Source organism: uncultured Fibrobacter sp. (assembly GCF_937877005.1).
GTDB lineage: Bacteria > Fibrobacterota > Fibrobacteria > Fibrobacterales > Fibrobacteraceae > Fibrobacter.
This window is the reverse complement of sequence record NZ_CALEFV010000336.1, coordinates 1-19,851: the sequence shown is the minus strand read 5'-3', so window position 1 is coordinate 19,851 and position 19,851 is coordinate 1. Positions and strand designations below refer to the sequence as shown.

The following is a 19,851-nucleotide window of genomic DNA, read 5'->3' as shown; positions in this document are numbered from 1 at the left end:
TCGGTCGCATCCTTGCCCTTTACGAAGGTGAAGTAATCCACGTCCATCCAGGAACCCATCACGGTAAAGCGGAGGATATGTTCACCTGCAGGGAGCGTCACGTTGGCCTGAACCTTGTTGTAGTCGTCATAGTTGTCTTCGCCTTCGTTCTTCGGAACAGAAATCGTCTCGGTGATCGCTTCACCGTCCAGGGACATCTGGAAACCCGAAGTCTCGTTGGCAGATGCCACGGCAGCAAAGAAGGTGTAATCCCCCGCTTCCTTCACGTTCACGGTGTATTCCAGCCATTCACCTTCTTGGTTGTAGCCAACGATGTATCCTGTCGCCTTCTTGTAGATGTCGACACCCGTACCTTCGCGGTAGCTTGTGCCGCCTTCACCGGCGCCATGGTCGTCAGCGTCATTTTCGTTGTAAGTCTTATTTTCCTTGCCGGTTCCCGGAATGTCGAAATTTTCGGCTTCGATTTTGCCCGGAAGTTCCACGGCCTCGCCGCCGAACGGTTCACGCGGAGTCTTGACCACGTCGCCAATTTCGCCCACGAGCGTCACGATGCAGTCCTTGTTCGTGGCGCCCGATTCCATAGTGATAGTCACGGAGCCGTTCTTCACATCCACAAAGCCTTCGTCCTTTGCATTCTTCGCTTCGCTCGTGGTGTACATGTGGAAGCTTTCGAGTTTCGATACACCCGGCACGTTCACCGTCACGGTTTTAGCCGAGCCGTAGTCGCGGTTCACGAGCACCACAATCACGGAGTCGCCATTTGCACTCTTGTAGGCAGAAGCAAACAGGTTCGACTCAGGCTTGGCCGTTGCGCCCACACGGACTGCTCCCGGACGCACAAAGCGCGCAAACTGGGAAAGCACATAACCACGCTTACTGATCTTGCCGATTTCGTTCTGCGGAATCTGGATCTTGTTGCCAAAATCCTTTTCCATAATTAGGCCGTAGCAACGGCGGATGTACCACCAGGTGTACTGATTGAAATTGCCCACCACCATGGCGCGGTGGATTTCGTAACCCACGTCCATGGCACGAACGGTATCAAGCTTATTTACATTCGCCTGGTCACCTGTTCTCATCACCACGCGCCAGTAGTTTCCGCTACCGTCACTTTCAGTGTAGTGTTCCGTCATCCAGCGTTCCACATTCTTCTGGTCGGCAAGGGGATACTGGAAAAAGTTATCTCCCGTATTGGCCTCACTTGCATAAAAGTGCGCACCGAGAATGTCCCAGTTCTTGAGGGCACTGGCATCGTTCAGCACCTTGTCATACAGACTTTTCTGGTAGGCAAAAGACTCGGTTGAAATCACCTTGGCGCCGTTCTTGCGCATTTTGTCGGCATAGCCCTTGGTGAAGTTGTAGATTTCGTCTGCGCTCCAGCATGCCCATTCATGGCACCAGTCCGGTTCGTTACTGATGGAAATTGCATACAGAGGAACGCCCTGATTCTTCATGTAATCGTTAAAGCTGTTCAGGTGATCCACGTACTTCTGGTAATTCGAAGAAGCCATGTGCTGGTTTGCACCCGCATAAGGCGAAGTCCACGGAGTTGCATACAAGATAAAGTCATCGCCGGCATACTTCTTGGCATACTTCGCGGCCTGAACTTCCTTGTTGAAGTCATTGGAATTCGCATACACCGGAATACGAAGCGTATTCAGGCCGAGCGTTCCATCACCTGTACCGAAAGCAATCTTTGCGTCGGCTTCGGAAAGGCCTCCACCGCCCTGCCACTGGTTATGCACCATGCCGCCAAAGCCACGGATGACCTGGTGTTCTTCACCAAGATCCACATTGACCGTCGAAGCCATCGCCATGCAGCCGAAGCCTACTCCCAGAGCGGTTCCAACACTCTTCACAATCTTCGAAATTGCCATACTTACTCCTTTTTTATTTTGCACCTGATCAAGGAACTAACTCCACATGCCCATTCTTCATCAGATGTTTAAAACCTTTTTCCGCTGAAAGGCACCCCCTAAGGGGGTGTCCTTCTTTTTGGATGTGTTTTATGGAAACTATCTTGCCGCACGCACCTTCGTAACCATGCCATTGCTACGATTACGAATTAGGTTTAGACCGCGAGCCCTTTCAGCCCCCTCAACGGATCCGGTGCGCCAAAGTTTGGCGGCTTCGGCCATGTCTCGGGCCTCGAAGCTTGCAATCTTCTTGCCGTTCATGTCGAACACATCGAACTTCGCAGCGGATGCCATGTTCAGCTTGACATTCCGACCGATCTTTTCCGTGCCTTCAAGAGGATCCGTATCGAGAGCGTCGGCACCGGCAACAAAATTGATATAATCAATGTCCATCCAGTCACCAGTCACGGTGAAGCGAAGGATGTGTTCCCCTGCAGGTAACTTCACATTAGCAGAAACCTTGTTGTAGTCATCGTAGTTATCCTCGCCGGAAGTCGCCTGCGGAACCGCGATCGATTCCGTAATGTCATCTCCGTCGATAGACAGCTTGAAACCGGAAGTCGCATTGGCGGAAGCCACGGCAGCATACATCGTGTAGTCCCCGGCAGAGGCTATTTTCACGGTATATTCAAGCCATTCGTCCGTCTGATTGTAACCTACGACATAGCCAGTAGCCTTCTTGTAGATATCGACACCGGTACCTTCGCGATAGCTTTTGCCACCATTACTTTCGGCACCATGGTCATCGCCGTCGTTGTCGCTGTAGGAATCCATGCCCGCACCGCGACCAGTACCCGGTTCGTCAAAATTTTCCATTTCAATCTTGCCAGGAATAGCCCAGGCCGTACCACCGAACGGTTTCTGCGGTTCAGGCGGAGTCGTGCCGCTACCCTCGAAGCCCCAGGCCTTAACAACCATGGTCGAGTCCTGAGAACCCTTGAACACGAGGAACACGTAATTTACAACACCCTTGAGCCCTTCGACATCGCACTTGTTTTCGGCAAAGGAAGTCTTGCTACCGGTATTTTTAAGAGAGCAAGTCCCAGCGAGAGTTCCTGTCGCAGAGCCCGTGCGAATTTCAATCTTGTTACCATCGGCAGCACTTGCCGCTTCCACCGTGAAGCCCGTTGCCGCCGTACCGAAATCGACTCCCGAAACGCGAATCCACGATTCCTTGGTTGATAGCGGAAGCAAGTAATGTTCCGCCACCTTACCTAGAGTAAAATTGGAGCGGCTACGGATACCCTTCTGCTTGGAACTCGTGAGAGCCGGATACCAGTCGTACGGATCAAAATTTTCAATCTGCTTCGGACCTTCGTCCGTCACCTTGACGGTCTGAATCGTACCATCACTATTGTAGAACATTTCATCCACGGAAACGCTGCGATGGTATCCTTCATTTGGCTTGGGCTGACCATCATCGGCAGGGATGATTTCGAGACCGTTATGGCCCTTTGCAATACGGCGGTCATGATACACCACATAGGAATGGCCCTTGAATTCGGCAATGCCATGGTGATTGTTGTTACCGTTGATGCTACGACCATTCATGCTCGGGTCGCCCAAAATAGTTCCCTTCCAAGTATAGGGACCCATCACGTTGCTGGACATACCGTAGTCAATAGTAGGTGCACCCTGCTGCCAACCGGTACTATAAGAGAAGTAGTAATTACCCTTGTGCTTGTGAATGTAGGACGCTTCGAGCATCTTGCGGGTCGGCAAATTGTTCACCTTCACATGAGAGCCGTTACCCACCGGAGCATCCTTGGCATCGTTCAACTTGACGATATCGAAGTTGTCTGTGTTCGGACGGCCGTCGCTTTCTCCGCCGCCCCATGTCACATAAGTCGTACCATCGTCATCAATAAAGATACCCGGGTCAAAGCACCAAGCAACGCCATCACATCCGATAAGGCCGTTTCTACCGCCAACCAGCTTATCGCTGCCTCTACCCACAGCATTGGTCCACGGACCTTCAATGGACGGAGCCTTGATATAACCGACGCCACCGCCTCCACCATCAGGGAATACGATATAAAGAGTACCATCATGAACCGCAATACCGGAAGCCCATATGTCATTAATGCCGTTTACCTTGCGTGCATCGTAAATAATGCCAAAGTCGGTCCAGTTCTGCATATCCTTACTACGGAAACCATAGAGGGCCTTAATGGAATAACCGGTAGCATTGGCTGGCGCCGGATCGTCAGAATCCGTGATGATGTAGAAATATTCATCATCGGCAGCTGCACCGGGGTCCGCCAGGTAATGGTAAGTCGAAATAGGATTATCCGCTAGACCGTATACAGACAGGCCGGCGACAAGACAAGCCGCCTTAGCCCATGATCTACCGAACCCAACATTCCTTAAAATCATAGGGGTCTCCTTGAAGGCCAAACACCACGCCTTCACTCTTCAAAAATATTTTCAAAAAAAGCCTTTTTTATATTCCCAAAACACATTCTTATTGACTATTTGTCCATGGCTCCGTGTCCGTGATTGCACAGGAAAGGCCCCCCGACCGGGGAGCCTCCCTTGGTTGGATTTGATTTATGGGAAATTATCGGGCGGAGCGCACCTTCGTTATCATGCCATTGACACGATTGCGAATCAGGCAAATTCCAGAGGCCTTTTCAGCACCCTTCACGGAACCTTCGCGCCAAAGCTTGGCTGCCTCGGTCATGTTGCGGGCAGAGAAGCTAGCGACCTTCTTGCCGCTCAGGTCGAACACATCGAAACTCGAAGTCGCTTCGGTTGCAAGCTTTACCTTGTTGTTAATGAACATCGGCTCAGTATCTTCGGCATCCTTGCCTGCCACAAAGTTGATGTAGTCGATATCCATCCAGTCACCGGTCACGGTAAAGCGGAGAATATGTTCACCGGCCGGAAGCGTCACATTGGCCTTGACCTTGTTGTAGTCGTCATAGTTCTCTTCGCCGGAACTCGCCTGCGGAACGGCAATTTCTTCGGTAATGTCATCGCCGTCGATAGAGAGCTTGAAGCTCGAAGTCGCATTGGCAGAGGCAACAGCCGCATACATCGTGTAGTCGCCAGCAGCAGCCACATTTACCGTGTATTCGAGCCATTCGCCAGCCTGGTTGTAGCCAATCACGTAGCCGGTAGCCTTCTTGTAGATGTCTACACCCGTACCTTCGCGGTAGCTCTTGCCCCCATTGCTTTCGGCGCCATGGTCATCAGCATCGTTGTCGCTGTAAGAATCATTGCCAGCACCGTAACCCGGTTCATCGAAGTTTTCCATCTCGATTTTGCCCGGAATAGCCCAGGCCGTGCCACCAAATGCAGTCTGCGGTTCGGGCTCACGCTTCGTGCCCTGGAATTCCCATTCGAGAATACCCATGGTAGAATCCTTAGAGCCCTTGAACACGAAGAACAGTTCGTCCACGACGCCGCTAAGGCCGCTCATGGCGCAGTCGTTATCGACGTAGCTGTTCCAGCCGCTAGTCTTTGTCAAGGAACAAGAACCGGCGAGAGTGCCACTTGCACTACCCTTACGGATTTCAATGGTATTGCCATCTGCGACGCTTGCCGCCTTGACGCGAAGATTCTGGGCTCCGTTACCGAAATCCACCCCAGAAACACGAATCCAGGATTCCTTCGTGCCAAGCGGAGTCAGCACATGCTTCACGGCCTGACCGCGAGTCCAGTCGGTACGGCTGCGCACATTACGCTGCTTGGAACTGGTCAAGGCCTTGTAGGTCCTGTAAGGGTCGAAATTCTTGATTTGCTTCGGGCCCGGATTGGTAAACGTAAGCTTGTTCATCTTGTCGCCATTCCAGGTGAGTTCGTCAATGGAGACGCTTCTATGGTTACCCGGTTCCGGATCCTTCACGCAGCCTTCCTTGGCGCTACAGGAAATCGGATGTTCCGAGGCGGAAACCAAACGGCGGTCATGATAGACGGCATACCACTTGCCCTTGAATTCAGCAAAGCCCTGATGGTTGTTGCCACCGTGGCCTCCTGCATCGGGGACCTGCCAAATCGCAGGGATTACTTCGCCCACATAGGTGTAAGGTCCAGTAATGCTTGTAGACATGCTATAGTCAATCACCTGGGAACTATTGTTGAAGCTCAAATAGTAATTGCTACCCTTCTTGTGCAGGTAGGGAGCCTCGAAGGAGTTCGGAGCCTGGATTCGCTTGAGGGTATTCTTGTCAACGGTAACCTTGCCATTGTTATCGGAGAACTGCACAATATCAAAGTTATTTCCGTACGGTCTCTTGTCGTTCTTTCCACCGCCAAAGATGATGTAACCCTTGCCGTCGTCATCGATAAAGATACCCGGGTCAAAGCAGTTCGCGATATCATCGCATCCGCCAAGCACGCTAGAACCCCAGTGACTTGCAATCTTGTTGACACCATGGTTTTCGGCAATGGGGTCCTTGTAAGGACCATCAATGCTGTTGGAGGTAATCATGCCCACGCCACCAGCGCCATCCGGATAAACGATGTAAACCTTGCCGTCCTTCACGGCGATGCCAGAAGCCCATGTATTGCCGACATAGTCAAACTCACGTTTTCTCTCGAAAATCAGGCCATGGTCGGTCCAGTTCTTCATGTCCTCGGAAGTAAAGGCATAAAGACCGATAATGTCATAGTTGAACGGGTCGGAACTGACGCACATGTCATCAGTGTCAGTCAAAATGTAGAACGTATCGCCATCAGATGCCGCCGACGGGTCGGCCAGATAATGATATGTTGAAATCGGGTTATCGGCGAGGCCAAACGCAGCTAGGCCGACAACAAAGCAAGCCGCCTTCCTCAAAGTAGACTTTTTCCACACTTTCCCATAATGCATAAGCACTCCTTATTGGGATGGCAATTTGCCATCCATACCCCTAAAATTACCCACAAAAAAGGCCGATTTCTATCGGCCCTTAACATATTATATGGATGATTTATCCACGATGGACAAGGTATTTTACGGATCTATTCCCTTGACACCGTAGATGGTAATGTCGTCTACCCACATCTCGTACGGGCCACCGATGCCACCGCCAAAGAGGTTCAGGTTCGTCACATGATCCTTGACATTTTCCCAGCCGATATTTCCCCCATTCTTGGTAGAATCGGTCTCTAGAAGGTCATCCGGAGTCACCACGTAGCGTTGCCAGGTAGTATCCAGGGACAGATGGACCCATGCCTTGCCGTTCTCGTAGCCGTTTTTTTCAAGTTCCGCGCTATCCAGGAGCACATCAAACGAGAAGCTGATCCACTGAGCGGAATCGCTAAGGCCAGAGCGAGCCCAGAACACCACCGAATCAAGGTCACTGAAGTCCACCACTGCATTCAGGGAACGGCCCATCAGTACCCAGTTGTAGTTGGAATCGTTCTGGTATTCAAAATGAGCCACCAGGCCTTCGCGCACCTTGTCGAACTGAGCATCAAGCGCATGAACAACGCCATACCTCGACACAGTCTTGTACCAGCCGTTGGTGCTATCCTCGAAATCTTCAAAGAACACAACCGGATAGATGTCAGCCGTATCCGTCACGGTCGTATCGTTGCTAGAATCCGAAGGAGCCGGTCCGATATTGATTGGACGCTGACCAATCGTCACGTTCTCGACAGTCGTTTCGGATTTGACATTTGCCGAGCTGATGCCCACAGGCAAGTAACTGCTAAAGGTTTCCGTTTCACCGTCAGGACCGACGCTTTCGTAAGTATTGAACACAAAGCCCACCACGCGGAAGGAACCTTCGGGCAAGTTTTCAAATTCGAAGTTACCGAGGGAGTCGGTTTCCACAAAGTAGTCAAGCCCCTGAATGCTCACCGTGACGGATTTCTCGCCAGTCGGCAGATAGACCTTACCGGTCATGGAACCGGCCGTCATCACTGTCATGGACACGGAATCCAGCGAGCTGTCGGTAACGACCACACGGGAAACGGCCCTTTCGGCTTCCTGACGCGCTTCAATCATGTATGTGCCGGGTTTAAGCCTCGGCAGGTTCAGGTGGCCCTGCTCGTCGGTTTCGAGGTTCAGGATTCCCTGAGCAGAATCCGCCGCGACCACCGGAGAGTCAGAATCAAGTTCGTTAATATCTTTCGTAATAGCAAGCGTATTCGCACCCGCCAGGAATTCCGACGGACGCACCAAAACCTTAGAACGGGCGGCGGGAGCCCCACCTTCCCTCTGCACCGTAAGCGCAACAGCCACCGAATTCTCCGTCTCAAGCGAAGAACCCGCGACACTGTCGCTGTCGGCAGTGCATGCGGCGAAGATTCCACCCAACGCCACAAAAGCTATTTTCCACACCCAGTTTCTCATTTCGACTCCCTTTTGGCGTCCTCCGTTGCATTGACGGTTCCAACCCCGCCCTTACGTGCGACCGGGTAGAAAGCCATGGAAAGCTGCATTACACGGTCTGAATTCTTTGCACTATCCACCCTCTTTTGAACTAAGCGCCTGAATTCCCGGAGCATATCCCCGAGGTCTTCAAAACAGGACTGGTCCACAGACAGTGTAAGAGTAGAAATATTTCTCTCGTCTACGGGAACGTTATCAAGCGCATCGCTCGCTAAAGAGAGCACCTGTTTCTGGAATTTGCGGACCGCAATCTTCTTTTCAGGACCGCCGACCGTCAAATGGGCATCCGTCAATGCCAGTTTACCAGAAGCCATCTTCTTGACCAGCCCCACCTCAAGGAGAGTGTCAATGGCTTCCTTGGCCTGTTCTTCGGTAATCGGGGGGCAGATATCGCGAGAAATCTGCTTCAGGTTCACCACGCCGCCATTGAGCTCCAAATAGGCCCGGACAGCCGGAATCCACCAATTTTCGAGCAGCTTGAGTTCTGCAGCCTGCAAACTATGACGGTCCACATCCCTAAGAGAGACCGCTTTCGCCATCAATTCTTCGCGCTTGACCTTATCCTTGGTTACCGCAGCAGAAAAGAGCAAATCAAAATACTCGGCCTCACGGCCAGACAGATCAAGGATTTCCTTCGCGGCAGGGAGCGCATGGGCCGGCAGGTGCTGTTTCTTCTGCAGCACACGGTAAAGGTAGCTGGAATCCAGCCCCAGCTTGTCCCCCATCATACGATACGAGTAGAAAGGCATCTCCGCCTTTCTGCGGTCGTAGTACTCCTTCAGGAAGTCGCGATAATCCGATATGTCAGAAAACGTAACCATAGTTTTTCTACCTGTAATTTAACAATATTAAAATAGCCTTTACAGGTAAAAAATCGTATACCTTCGAAGAATTTCGCATGGACGTTTTATCCAAGAACCGCGTGACAACCATCACCTCGCAACAAAAAAAGCCCAAATTCGGCCAGAATGGCCACCTTTGCTATAGGAAAAGGACCCGGACAACCTTCAGTCCAGGTCCTTTTAATTTCAGTTTTGGCGGTCTAGCCTTCGTTATGGTTCATCAGAGGCACGATGCACGAAAGCTTGCCATTCTTGGCAGTGGATTTCGTGATGAAAAATAGATGTTGCCCGTATCTAGAAAATAGAAGTAGAGCCAGGCTCAATAACGCAGTGGTGTTTACTTTTCCATAAACATCCCCTAACTTTTAGGCGTTCTTGACGCAACGGACAGAAATGGCATCGGACCTGTAGACGCCCTCGATGTCCACGGATTCATCCGTGAGGCTCAGACGGAAGGCGTTGCACTTGCCATATTCGTCCTTACTCCAGAAACGGGCTCGGGTACCAAAGCGGCAGAAACTTCCATTTCCGAAACGGTAACCCGCAGGCAGCGCGAAGAATCCAAGGGAATCCTCACCCGGTTCATGCCAGATGCAGGCGCTGCGTAGTTCCTTGCCATTGGACTTAGGCGCGAGATTTTCCAACAGCGTTTCCCATTCCTTGTTACTCGGAATATGCCAGCCTTCCGGCGAAACACCCGCATAGTTCGGATCCTTCATGCTATTGTACATGGCAAGGTCCTTCGCAGGAGACTGTTCGCTGAATTCGCTCGGAATATTCAGTGCGGATGTCCATGTGTAAAGACGTCCATACTGCTTCACATTAGCCTCGTCATCAGCAGGAGCGAAGCTGTCTTCAGCTTTGAAGCGGAGATTTTCGGCCATCCAGACCTGGTTTCCTATTTTGACAGTGCGGTAGGTTTCGCCATCGCGGGCATCCGTAAAGGAGCCATACTGGAACCTCTTGGCATTCTTTGCCAGGCACTCGTCGTAAGGGATGTTGTTTTGCGCATCGGGATCATTGCGTTTCGACAAGGCGCGAATCTTGGCTCGCATGCGGAGAATCGCAACGAAAATAACAAGGAGCACCAGCACCTGGAAAACGATGAATGAAGTATGCATATTTTTTCCTTTCTTAAAATTTAAGCTAAAATATAGAAACCCTTACTGAGGGGAAACGGTCGTCGCAACAAAGATATCGGCCGCAAGGATGATAAAATTCATGGGCAGACCGATTTTCACGAAATCCGCGAAGCAATTTCCGCCGACACCATACGATAGTTTTGTAACTTTAGACTAGACACAGGAGACATCAATGTCCATTGCCGAAATTTCGAAAAACTATCACGCCGAGAAGCGCGGCAACTGCGCCATGTCCGTCGCTTACGGCTTTGCCCGCAGCAAAGGCAAGACCGAAGAGGAATCGCTGACATTCGCCGAGCAGTTCCGCAATTTTGGCGGAGGTCGCGCCCCAGACGGCTACTGCGGAGCACTTCACGCCGCAAAGACACTCTGCCCCGCCAGGGCAGACAATATCGAGCAGTTATTTAAGGAAGGTGCACAGGGCTGCACCCGTTGCAAAGAAATTCGCCCACAGGCAATCATTTCCTGCAACCGTTGCGTAGAACTAGCCGGAGAGGCACTGGACAAGGCCTCGACATAGCTCATGCCCACGCTCGGACGCATCAACAAGCTTGAAACATTCGGCTCGGTCGATGGACCGGGAGTTCGCTTCGTTGTCTTTACGCAAGGCTGTCCCATGCGTTGCCTATTCTGCCACAACCCCGAAACCTGGGATTTCAAGGGCGACGATGCAGGCGCATTCGACATTTCTGCCGAGGATCTTTTAAGGAAGGCCCTGCGCTACAAAAGTTACTGGGGTAGCGAAGGCGGCATCACCGTGAGCGGTGGCGAGCCCCTGATGCAGATGGACTTTCTCATCGAATTCTTCGAACTCGCCAAGGCGGCAGGGATCAACACCTGCATCGACACGTCAGGAGTCAACTTCGTGCGCACCGAACCATACTTCGGCAATTTCAATCGGCTCATGAACAGCACGGACCTGCTGCTCGTGGACCTGAAAATCATCGATCCGGAACAGCACAAGAAACTGACAGGACATTCCATCGAGCACAACATGAACATGTTCCGTTACCTGGACGAAATCCACAAGCCCATCTGGATCCGCCACGTGCTAGTTCCTGGCATAAGCGACAACGATGATTACCTAATCCGCACACGCGAATTCATCGACACGCTTTCGAACGTGCAGAAGGTCGAAGTTCTCCCCTACCATTCGCTCGCCATGCCCAAGTACAAGGAAATGGGAATCGACTATGCGCTCAAGGATACGAAATCCCCAAGTCCCGAACGCGTGGCAAACGCAAAGAGGATCCTAGAAACCAGATAAGGTCCCCATGTCGAAAAGGATGACGGAACCAACGTCGAAACCCTCAAGAACGGCGAATGGAAAAAATTAGAAAACAAGACTAACGGAATCCCCACGGGTCTCATTCCCAAAGCTATCCGACTAGAACAGGGTCGTTTCCAGAAAAGACTACTAAACGAACAGAGCGATAAAGGCGGCAATCAACCCGCCGAGCAGCAACACCGCGATAATGGTGAAAAGGACCAAAAACCATTTGGCGTATTTCAGGATTTTCACCATAGAGGAATCCTGATTTTTTGCAAACTGCTGTACGGCATTCATGGTGGCCGTCAGGAGCAGGCCAGCATCATCGAGCCAACCCACCACGGGAACGGCATCAGGAATCGCATCAATCGGCGATACAGTGTACAGCAGCGACATGATGACAAAGAATACGGCAAAACCCTTCTGCAGGGGAGACGCACCGTTCATATCTATGACTTCAGGTTCCTTTTCCATATAGATTCCTTCATTTCCAATCTACATAAAATTCGCGCAACATACAACGAAATTCGGACATCTTTTATTTCTGGCTTGCAACATCACCTGCAAATTCCTATTTTTTATGCATAAAACTAAATAAATGCATAAAATGTAATGGTTCGTGCCATGGAAAAGAAAATGACGCTACGTGAAGCTTTCGAAAACAAGATGTTGCTGCTGGATGGCGGCATGGGTTCTGTCATTCAGACTTACGGGATCAAGGGCGCGAACAACGACATGCTCTCCATCGAGAAGCCGGAAATCATTCTCGATATCCAGCGCCGCTACGTGGATGCGGGCGTGGACTGCCTGACGACGAATACGTTCTCGAGCCAGCGCGTGAGCCAGCACGAATACCACCAGGAACACCGCATTGCCGAAATGAACCGCGCCGCCGTGAAGATCGCAAAGCAGGCCGCGGCAGAGGCCATGGAAAAGTACGGCCGTCAGGTGTACATCCTGGGCGATGTGGGCCCCACCAGCAAGATGCTCTCGATGAGCGAAGACGTGAACGACCCCGCGAGCCGTAGCATTACTTTCGACGAACTGGAAGATGCCTACCTGGAACAGATCCAGGTACTGGTGGAAGAAGGCGTCGACGCAATTCTGATTGAAACGATTTTTGACACGCTGAATGCGAAAGCCGCCGCAAGTGCATTTACCAAGGTGATGGAAAAAGTTTCACGCCCGGTCGAAGTCATGTTCTCCATGACAGTGAGCGACGCCTCGGGCCGTACACTTTCGGGCCAGACGGTGGAAGCGTTCGCCGTAAGCGTGATGCACATGCACCCGCTTTCCATCGGCCTCAACTGCGGTCTCGGTGCCGACGGTATGGTGCCGTACCTGCGCCGCATGGGCAAGGTCGCGCCCTGCTACATCAGCTGTCACCCGAACGCAGGTCTCCCGAACCAGTTCGGCGGTTACGACGACACGCCCGAGGACATGGTGCGCCTGATGGGCGTCTATCTGGACGACAAGCTGGTGAACATGATTGGCGGTTGCTGCGGTACCACTCCGGAACACATCGCCGCCATGCGCAAGATGCTGGACGCCCTGCCGGCCGATTACGAACGCCGCAAGCCAGCACCCAAGTACGCCACGAGCCCGCTGCTCCGACTCGCGGGTTTGGAGCCGCTGTTCAAGGAACAGGTGCGCCCGAGCGACGGTGCTGACAGCTGCAACGCCGAAGACTTTGTGAAGGTGGGCGAACGCTGCAACGTGGCGGGCTCCAAGAAGTTCCTGCGACTTATCAACGAGAAGAATTACGACGAAGCGCTGGACATTGCACGCAAGCAGGTCGAAGACGGCGCCGACGTGATTGATGTGAATATGGACGATGGTCTGCTGGACGCCACCGCCGAAATGCAGACCTTCTTGAACCTGCTCGCATCGGACCCGGCCATCAGCCGCGTGCCGATTATGGTGGACTCTTCCCGTTTCGAAGTCATCGAAGCGGGCCTCAAGTGCGCCCAGGGCAAGTGCATCGTGAACTCCATCTCCCTCAAGATGGGCGAACAGGCATTTATCGATCACGCGCGCACCATCAAGCGCCTCGGCGGTGCGGTCATCGTGATGCTCTTCGACGAAGAAGGCCAGGCCACCAACTACGAGCGCCGCGTACAGATCGCCGCCCGCGCTTACGACATCATGGTCAAAAAGCTCGGTTTCGATCCTTCGGACATTATTTACGACCCGAACGTTTTGACTGTCGCTACGGGCATGGCGGAACACAACGCTTACGCCATTGACTTTATCCGTGCGGTCCGCTGGATTATGGACAACCTGCCCGGCGTGCGCATCTCGGGCGGACTTTCGAACCTTTCGTTCGCTTTCCGCGGAAACAACTACCTACGCGAAGCGATGCATACCACATTCCTGCATTACGCGATTCCCAACGGCATGGGAATGGCCATCATGAACCCCAGCGCGATTATCGAATACAAGACGATTCCGCTGGAACTCCGCATGGCCATCACCGAAGTGCTGTTGAACACGGAGCCGGATGCCAGCGAAGCGCTGATTGAAATTGCAAGCCGCATGACTGCGGCCGCCGCTGCCGCCAAGGAAGCGGGTACCAAGTACGACCCGAAGGCGATTTTCGCCATGAGCACAGGCGCGGGTACAAGTTCCGCGGACGCAGGTGAAAGCGCCGCCGAAGCCAAGCCCACGACCCCCGAGGAACGCCTGCAAGAAGCACTCCTCAAGGGAACTTCGACAACGCTTCAGCCCGACCTGATGGAACTCATCAACCGCGGCGATAGCCCCGTGGGAATCATCTCTGGCCCGCTCATGGACGGCATGAACGAAGTGGGCCGCCGCTTCGGCGAAGGCAAGATGTTCTTGCCGCAGGTGGTGAAGACCGCACGCACCATGAAGAAGGCGGTAGAAATCTTGCAGCCCTACATCGAGGCGGGCAAGGACGCGAATGCATCAAGCCGCGGCAAGATCGTGATTGCGACCGTGAAGGGCGATGTGCACGATATCGGCAAGAATATCGTCTCCGTGATTATGGCCTGTAACGGCTACGAGATGGTGGACCTCGGTGTGATGGTTCCCGAAGACGTCATCGTGAAGGCGGTCATCGAAAACAAGGCCGATATATTGAGCCTCTCCGGGCTGATTACGCCCTCCCTCGAAGAAATGTGCACTGTGGCAAAGGCCATGCAGGACGCAGGCCAGCGCATCCCGATTATCGTCGGCGGCGCAACGACCTCGCCCACGCACACGGCCGTAAAGATTGCCCCGTGCTACGAAGGCCCCGTATTCCACGTGCGCGATGCCGCCAGTAACCCGGGCCTCGTGCAAAAGCTTCTGGACCCCGCGACCAGCGAGCAGACCATTCAGGAAAACCGGGTCGAACAGCAGAGAATTCGCGACAAGCAAAACGGCATCCAGACCGAAGCCGCAAGCGCCATGGCCGCAGCAGAGAAGACGCCCCTCGAACGCCGCTACCTTTGCGACTGGAGCAAGTACCAGCCCGTGGAGCCTCCGTTCATGGGCGAAAGCAAGCTCCCGCCCATCCCGCTGGAAAAAGTCATCCCGCTTATCAGCTGGGAATACTTCTTCTTTACCTGGAAGGTCAAGGCCGACCAGGAAGAAGCAAAGAAACTCAAGGCCGACGCCGAAGAACTTATCAAGTCGCTCACGAAGCCCGAGTATGCGCTGCGTGCCGTGCAGGCGTTCTACCCTGCAGCCGGTACGGAAAGTACAATCAAGTTCAACACGGGCCGTACCGGCACCGACTCCGACATCGTCGAAGTCGCTACGGCACGTCAGCAGAACCCGGAAGGCACCTGCCTCGCCCTCTGTGACTACGTAGCCCCTGCCGTTGAGACGAAAGAAACGCCTTCTTTGTCATTGCGAGGAGACGACAAGTCGACGAAGCAATCTCAATCCCGCTTTATCGACATCGTGGGAGCCTTCGCCGTCACCGTGAGCGACGCCTTCGTCAAACGCCTCGAAAAGATGAAAGCCGAACAGGGCGGCAGCGACTACGACGTTCTTTTGATGCAGACTGTCGCCGACCGCCTCGCCGAAGCGGGCGCCGAATACCTGAGCCAGGAACTCGCGCGCACCAACGGCTGGAAAGGCATCCGCCCAGCCGTCGGCTACCCCGTGCTTCCAAATATCAAGGAAATCTTCAATGTCGCAAAACTCATCGACTTTGGCAGCGTAGGCATCAGCCTCACCGAAAACGGCGCCATGTACCCGCAAGCCTCCGTCAGCGGCCTCTACATCAGCCACCCCGAAGTGGATTATTTTCACGTAAAGGCTTAAAAAACGCCATTTTTGAAGTGTTTCCATAAAATTTGAATTTTTTAAATTTTTCTATTGCATTTTAAAAAAGTTTTGCTTATATTTAGGAGCATGAACAATGTTTCCAAAATTATTGCATCAATAAACGAAAATGTTTTTATGTATTTCGATTACCGGGAATACATAAAGAATGTTTTGGAAACATTGCAGAAAAGCGGTCTTTCGTTGCGAGCCATCCAGGAAAACGCTGGCCTGTCCGGCTCCGCTTTCTTTAGCCGTATTCTCGATGGCAGCCGCCCACTTTCTGTAGTCAACGCAAAGACTCTCGCCAAAGCCTGGAATTTAAACGACGAGGAAACCGAATATTTCATGGACATGGTGAAGTTCGGCAACGAGCGCAACATGGACCGCCGCGAAGTATTCCTCAAAAAACTACTCGCCACAAGAAGCCGCAACAAGGAATTCGCCCTGCAAGACTCCACGCTCAAGTTCTTCTCAAAGTGGTATTACCCCGTCCTTCGCGACCTCCTGCCGCTAATTCCCGCAGGAACTTCCGCCGAACGCATCGGTCGCATGTTCACCCCCACGCTCCGCGCCCCACAAGTACAGAGCGGCATCGATTATCTGACCGAGGCCGGGTTCATCACCACCACCGAAGACGGAAAGTACCTCGTTACGAGTCCGATCGTTTCGACTCCACCTCGCGTACGTTCTACCATTCTACGCAAGTATCACCTCAAGAATCTTGAAATTAACGCCGAAGTCTACGACAGCTTCACTAGCGACGACCGAAGCATCACCAGTGTCACCTGCAGCCTTTCCAAAGAAAGCTTTGAAAAGGTTCGCGAAGAAATCGCTACCCTCCGCGAAAAGATCCTCGCCATCGCCCGCGAAGAAAAATCGCCCGACCGCGTATGCCATGTCGGATTTCAACTAGTACCCCGAGCAAAGGAGGACAAATAATGCAGAGCATCAGCAAGAATTCTCCTAACGCAGCGGCTACCCAGTCTTTATCGATGAAAATTGGGGATGGATTGGGTTGGACGTGGGTAGTCGTCTGCGCTTTTGCAGCAATGATCGTCGCCGGTTGCTCCGACAGCGCAAGTAACGACATTGCAAACGGCACCGGCAGCAACGCAGGCGAAACCGAACTTGCCGCCATCGCATTCACCAAGGCCGACGGCGCTCCGCTCGCCCGTGCCATTGCACGCACCTGGCGCATGACAGAAAAGAGCATGGACCTCGTTTCCGTCGACACGCTCGACGAAAACGGCAAAACGGAACTCGGCACGAATTTAAGCGGCCTGCATCTTGTCGAAGCCCGCTCGGGAGATTCCCTGTCGGCGATGAACTGGATAAACTTCGGCGATTCAACCTCGCAAACAACACTCGTCGCAAGTGCCAGTACATCGCTGAAGGGCACCATTACGCAAAACGGGAATTTTGTCAAAGGCTCCACCGTCAAGATTCTCGACAAGACATCCATTACCGACAACAACGGCAACTTCGAAATTTCAGGCATTCCCGAAGGTCAACATTTCGCCTTCGTCGAAGATGATCACGAAACCCGCGTATTCCAAGTCCAGGCCATGGCAGATAGCACCGTAGAAGCGACCAACGCCATCGACCTGGACGCAGCGCCTTTCATTCTGGTAGATAATTTCGAACAATGGGAAACCCATCGTTCCCTTCTCGGTCGCACATTCGGAGAAGGTTGGTGGTTCGTCCTCACCGATTCCACGCTGGGCGGCGGAAGCAAGCTTCTCAACGAGCCCGGCCTAGAAAACCTTTTCGAAAAGGACCCGGACAAGGGATACGTGATGCACCTGCTGTACGACTTGGATGAGGAAACCGACGGACGTTTCGGCGTAGCGGGATTCGCCCTGGGCGACGACTACGAGAACCACAAGAACTTCGCTTTCTTCGACCTGAGCGAAGCCACCTCCATCTCTTTTGACGCCAAGGGAAATGGCGAACTGTTCCTGCAGCTCACCCTGCGCGACAGCACCGGCGAAAAGGTGTTCGCCATGTCCGCGCCAATCGAACTGGACAGCGAATGGAAGCGCTATACCATTACCACCGAAGAATTGGAAACGGACTTGACCGCCGTCAATTCTATAAACTTTGTAGTTGAAAACGACGCAGAATTTTACCTAGACGATATTAAGATAGAAGGAATTTCTCCCGGCATGTGGCCGGAACTCGGAAAGAATTTCTAGCGAATTTTTAACAAACTAAAATAGGAGTGTGTTATGAAACTTCTCAAGAGCTCGGCGTTGACCGCCGTGGCGGTTTGTGCGGCCACCATCGTCACAAACGCATATGCCACCATCCAGCCCAAGCGTGTCGGCCCCGTAAGTCAATACGGAGCCTTGCAGGCCGCCAAAAACTCGGCAGGCGAAGGCCGCATCTACGGTAGCGCAGACGGCGTCGTCGACGGCAAGGAAGTCCAGCTTCGCGGCATGAGCCTTTCGTGGAGCCAGAACTGGCCCTGGGGCGTAAGCTTTTACGGCAACACCTACATCGATACGCTGGTAGGCGGCTGGAACGTGGAACTCGTGCGTAGCGCCATGGGTACCGTCGCGCCGTGGGGCCAGGGCGTGTACATGACCCGCCCGGAATACTACGAAGCAAAAATGGACACGGTCGTGCAGGCCGCCATTGAAAACGACATCTACGTGCTCATCGACTGGCACAGTGAAGGTGGCTACTACAACTGCATCCACAAGGGTGTCAAGCCCCGTTTTGAATTCAACGACAACAAGCTCTGCTTTACCGCCAAGGACGCCGCCGACTTCTTCGAACGCATGGCCATTCGCTACGGAAAGTACCCCCATGTAATCTTCGAAATCTACAATGAGCCCGTGAGCGAATCCTGGGACGACCTGAAGGCCTACGCCGACACCGTCACTGCGGCTATTCGCAAACACTCCGACAACCTGATTATCGTCGGTACGCCGGTCTGGTCTTCCATGGCAGGTGACGCCGTAAACAATCCGGTGAACGACAAGAACGTCGCCTACACCTACCACTTCTATGCCAACATGCACAAGACATCGGAACACACGGCAAGTTCCAACAAGGCGATGGCGGCGGGCCTGAGCGTGTTCGTCACCGAATGGGGCGGCATCCATGACATTTTCAGTAACGCCGACAACAAAACTCAGCTTGAAGCATTCTTGCAGTGGACCAACGAAAAGAAACTTTCCACCGCAATGTGGAATGTGGAACGCCCCTTCCTCGGTAGCGACGCGGTGGCCGACTACACCCGCGCAAACATTCTGCCGCAAAAGACTACCTACACCAAGCGCCTGAACTGGGAAAGCGAAATTACGGATAACCTCCCGAACCTGGTGACCTACGGCGACCTGAGCGAAATCAAGGGTTCCTGGAAAATATTCGCCGATACGGTCGAGGCTGACGGCGACGGAAACTACGGCACATCTAGCGTCAAGGACAATTCCGCAGATGGCGTCGGCAAGATGGACGATATCGTTCTCGACCCCAGCAGCCCCTTCAGCTATTCCCCCTACGCAAAGGCGGACTACGTTCTGGATGGTGCCGCGGACCTTTCCAAGTGCAAGATGCTCCAGTACACCTATAAGGGCTCTAACCACGAACTCACGCTGTACTACGATTGGAACGAATCAACGGAAAGATTTGGCAGTGGCGCCTGGGACTTCCCGTACATCGCGATGCCGCTCACCATGGATTGGGAAACCGTCAATATCGACATGGGCTGGATGACCAATAACGGATGGCAAAGCGACATTCCCGGAACACCCGTACTCGACCTCGTAAAGGCAATCCGCTTCAACGTCATCGACACCGCTTTCAGCCCCTCGCTTTGGATCAAGGATGTCAAGTGCGTCGGCAGCGTCGAGGGCTACACGCCGGTGAAAATTCCCGACGGCACGGACGCCATCGGTACACGGCCTGCTAAAGCCGCGAAAACGAACTTCAGCGTCATGGTACAGGGTCAAAATATTTCCGTTACGGGTATTCCGCAACATAGCCGCTACGCACTTCTGAACATGCTCGGCCAGGCAATCGCCACGGGTTCCGCAAATGGTCAACTGAACCTTACCGTTCCGCAGGCAGG

13 protein-coding genes are annotated in these 19,851 nt (G+C 53.1%); 6 read left to right on the top strand and 7 right to left on the bottom strand.

The features are described from left to right. The 6 genes from Q0628_RS14880 to Q0628_RS14855 all read right to left on the bottom strand — a co-directional run. Positions 1–1,877, bottom strand: a 1,877-nt coding sequence (locus Q0628_RS14880) for a carbohydrate-binding protein (RefSeq protein ID WP_298772329.1), incomplete at its 3' end; no start/stop codon positions are given. 138 nt (positions 1,878–2,015) lie between these two features. Then, positions 2,016–4,292 (bottom strand): carbohydrate-binding protein, encoded by a 2,277-nt coding sequence (locus tag Q0628_RS14875; protein WP_298772327.1) that lies wholly within the window; start codon positions 4,290–4,292, stop codon positions 2,016–2,018. A gap of 184 nt (positions 4,293–4,476) precedes the next feature. Beyond that, a complete protein-coding gene (locus Q0628_RS14870; RefSeq protein ID WP_298772325.1) occupies positions 4,477–6,732 on the bottom strand; it encodes a carbohydrate-binding protein in 2,256 nt (751 codons plus the stop codon). 123 nt (positions 6,733–6,855) lie between these two features. After that, the gene (locus Q0628_RS14865; protein ID WP_298772323.1) at positions 6,856–8,202 is read right to left on the bottom strand and encodes a hypothetical protein; all 1,347 of its coding nucleotides are present in this window, start codon (positions 8,200–8,202) and stop codon (positions 6,856–6,858) included. Further along, positions 8,199–9,062: a DUF4423 domain-containing protein gene (locus tag Q0628_RS14860; RefSeq protein WP_298772321.1), complete on the bottom strand. Its 864-nt coding sequence runs from the start codon at positions 9,060–9,062 to the stop codon at positions 8,199–8,201. Before Q0628_RS14860 ends, Q0628_RS14865 begins: the two co-directional genes overlap by 4 nt. Before the next feature lie 386 nt (positions 9,063–9,448). Further along, entirely contained in the window at positions 9,449–10,204 is a 756-nt protein-coding gene (locus Q0628_RS14855; protein WP_298772319.1) for a fibrobacter succinogenes major paralogous domain-containing protein, read from the bottom strand. Positions 10,205–10,397: 193 nt separating this feature from the next. Between Q0628_RS14855 and Q0628_RS14850 the strand changes: the two genes are divergently transcribed. Both Q0628_RS14850 and pflA read left to right on the top strand, forming a co-directional pair. Continuing rightward, the gene (locus Q0628_RS14850) at positions 10,398–10,745 is read left to right on the top strand and encodes a hypothetical protein (RefSeq protein WP_298772317.1); all 348 of its coding nucleotides are present in this window, start codon (positions 10,398–10,400) and stop codon (positions 10,743–10,745) included. A 3-nt stretch (positions 10,746–10,748) separates the two neighbouring features. Beyond that, on the top strand, positions 10,749–11,492 hold the full coding sequence (gene pflA, locus Q0628_RS14845) for a pyruvate formate-lyase-activating protein (protein WP_298772315.1): 744 nt from the start codon (positions 10,749–10,751) through the stop codon (positions 11,490–11,492). A 150-nt stretch (positions 11,493–11,642) separates the two neighbouring features. On the opposite strand, the gene Q0628_RS14840 is transcribed toward pflA, so the two are convergent. Next, positions 11,643–11,969, bottom strand: coding sequence for a YkvA family protein (locus Q0628_RS14840; protein WP_298772312.1), 327 nt, complete (start codon positions 11,967–11,969; stop codon positions 11,643–11,645). Between the two features lie 150 nt (positions 11,970–12,119). Between Q0628_RS14840 and metH the strand changes: the two genes are divergently transcribed. From metH to Q0628_RS14820, 4 genes are all read left to right on the top strand, one after another. Further along, complete coding sequence (gene metH / locus Q0628_RS14835) at positions 12,120–15,770, top strand: methionine synthase (protein ID WP_298772310.1); 3,651 nt, start codon at positions 12,120–12,122, stop codon at positions 15,768–15,770. 90 nt (positions 15,771–15,860) lie between these two features. Continuing rightward, on the top strand, positions 15,861–16,712 hold the full coding sequence (locus Q0628_RS14830; RefSeq protein WP_298772308.1) for a TIGR02147 family protein: 852 nt from the start codon (positions 15,861–15,863) through the stop codon (positions 16,710–16,712). Continuing rightward, a complete protein-coding gene (locus tag Q0628_RS14825; RefSeq protein WP_298772306.1) occupies positions 16,712–17,968 on the top strand; it encodes a carboxypeptidase regulatory-like domain-containing protein in 1,257 nt (418 codons plus the stop codon). Before Q0628_RS14830 ends, Q0628_RS14825 begins: the two co-directional genes overlap by 1 nt. A 33-nt stretch (positions 17,969–18,001) precedes the next feature. Further along, positions 18,002–19,851, top strand: a 1,850-nt coding sequence (locus Q0628_RS14820) for a glycoside hydrolase family 5 protein (RefSeq protein ID WP_298772303.1), incomplete at its 3' end; no start/stop codon positions are given.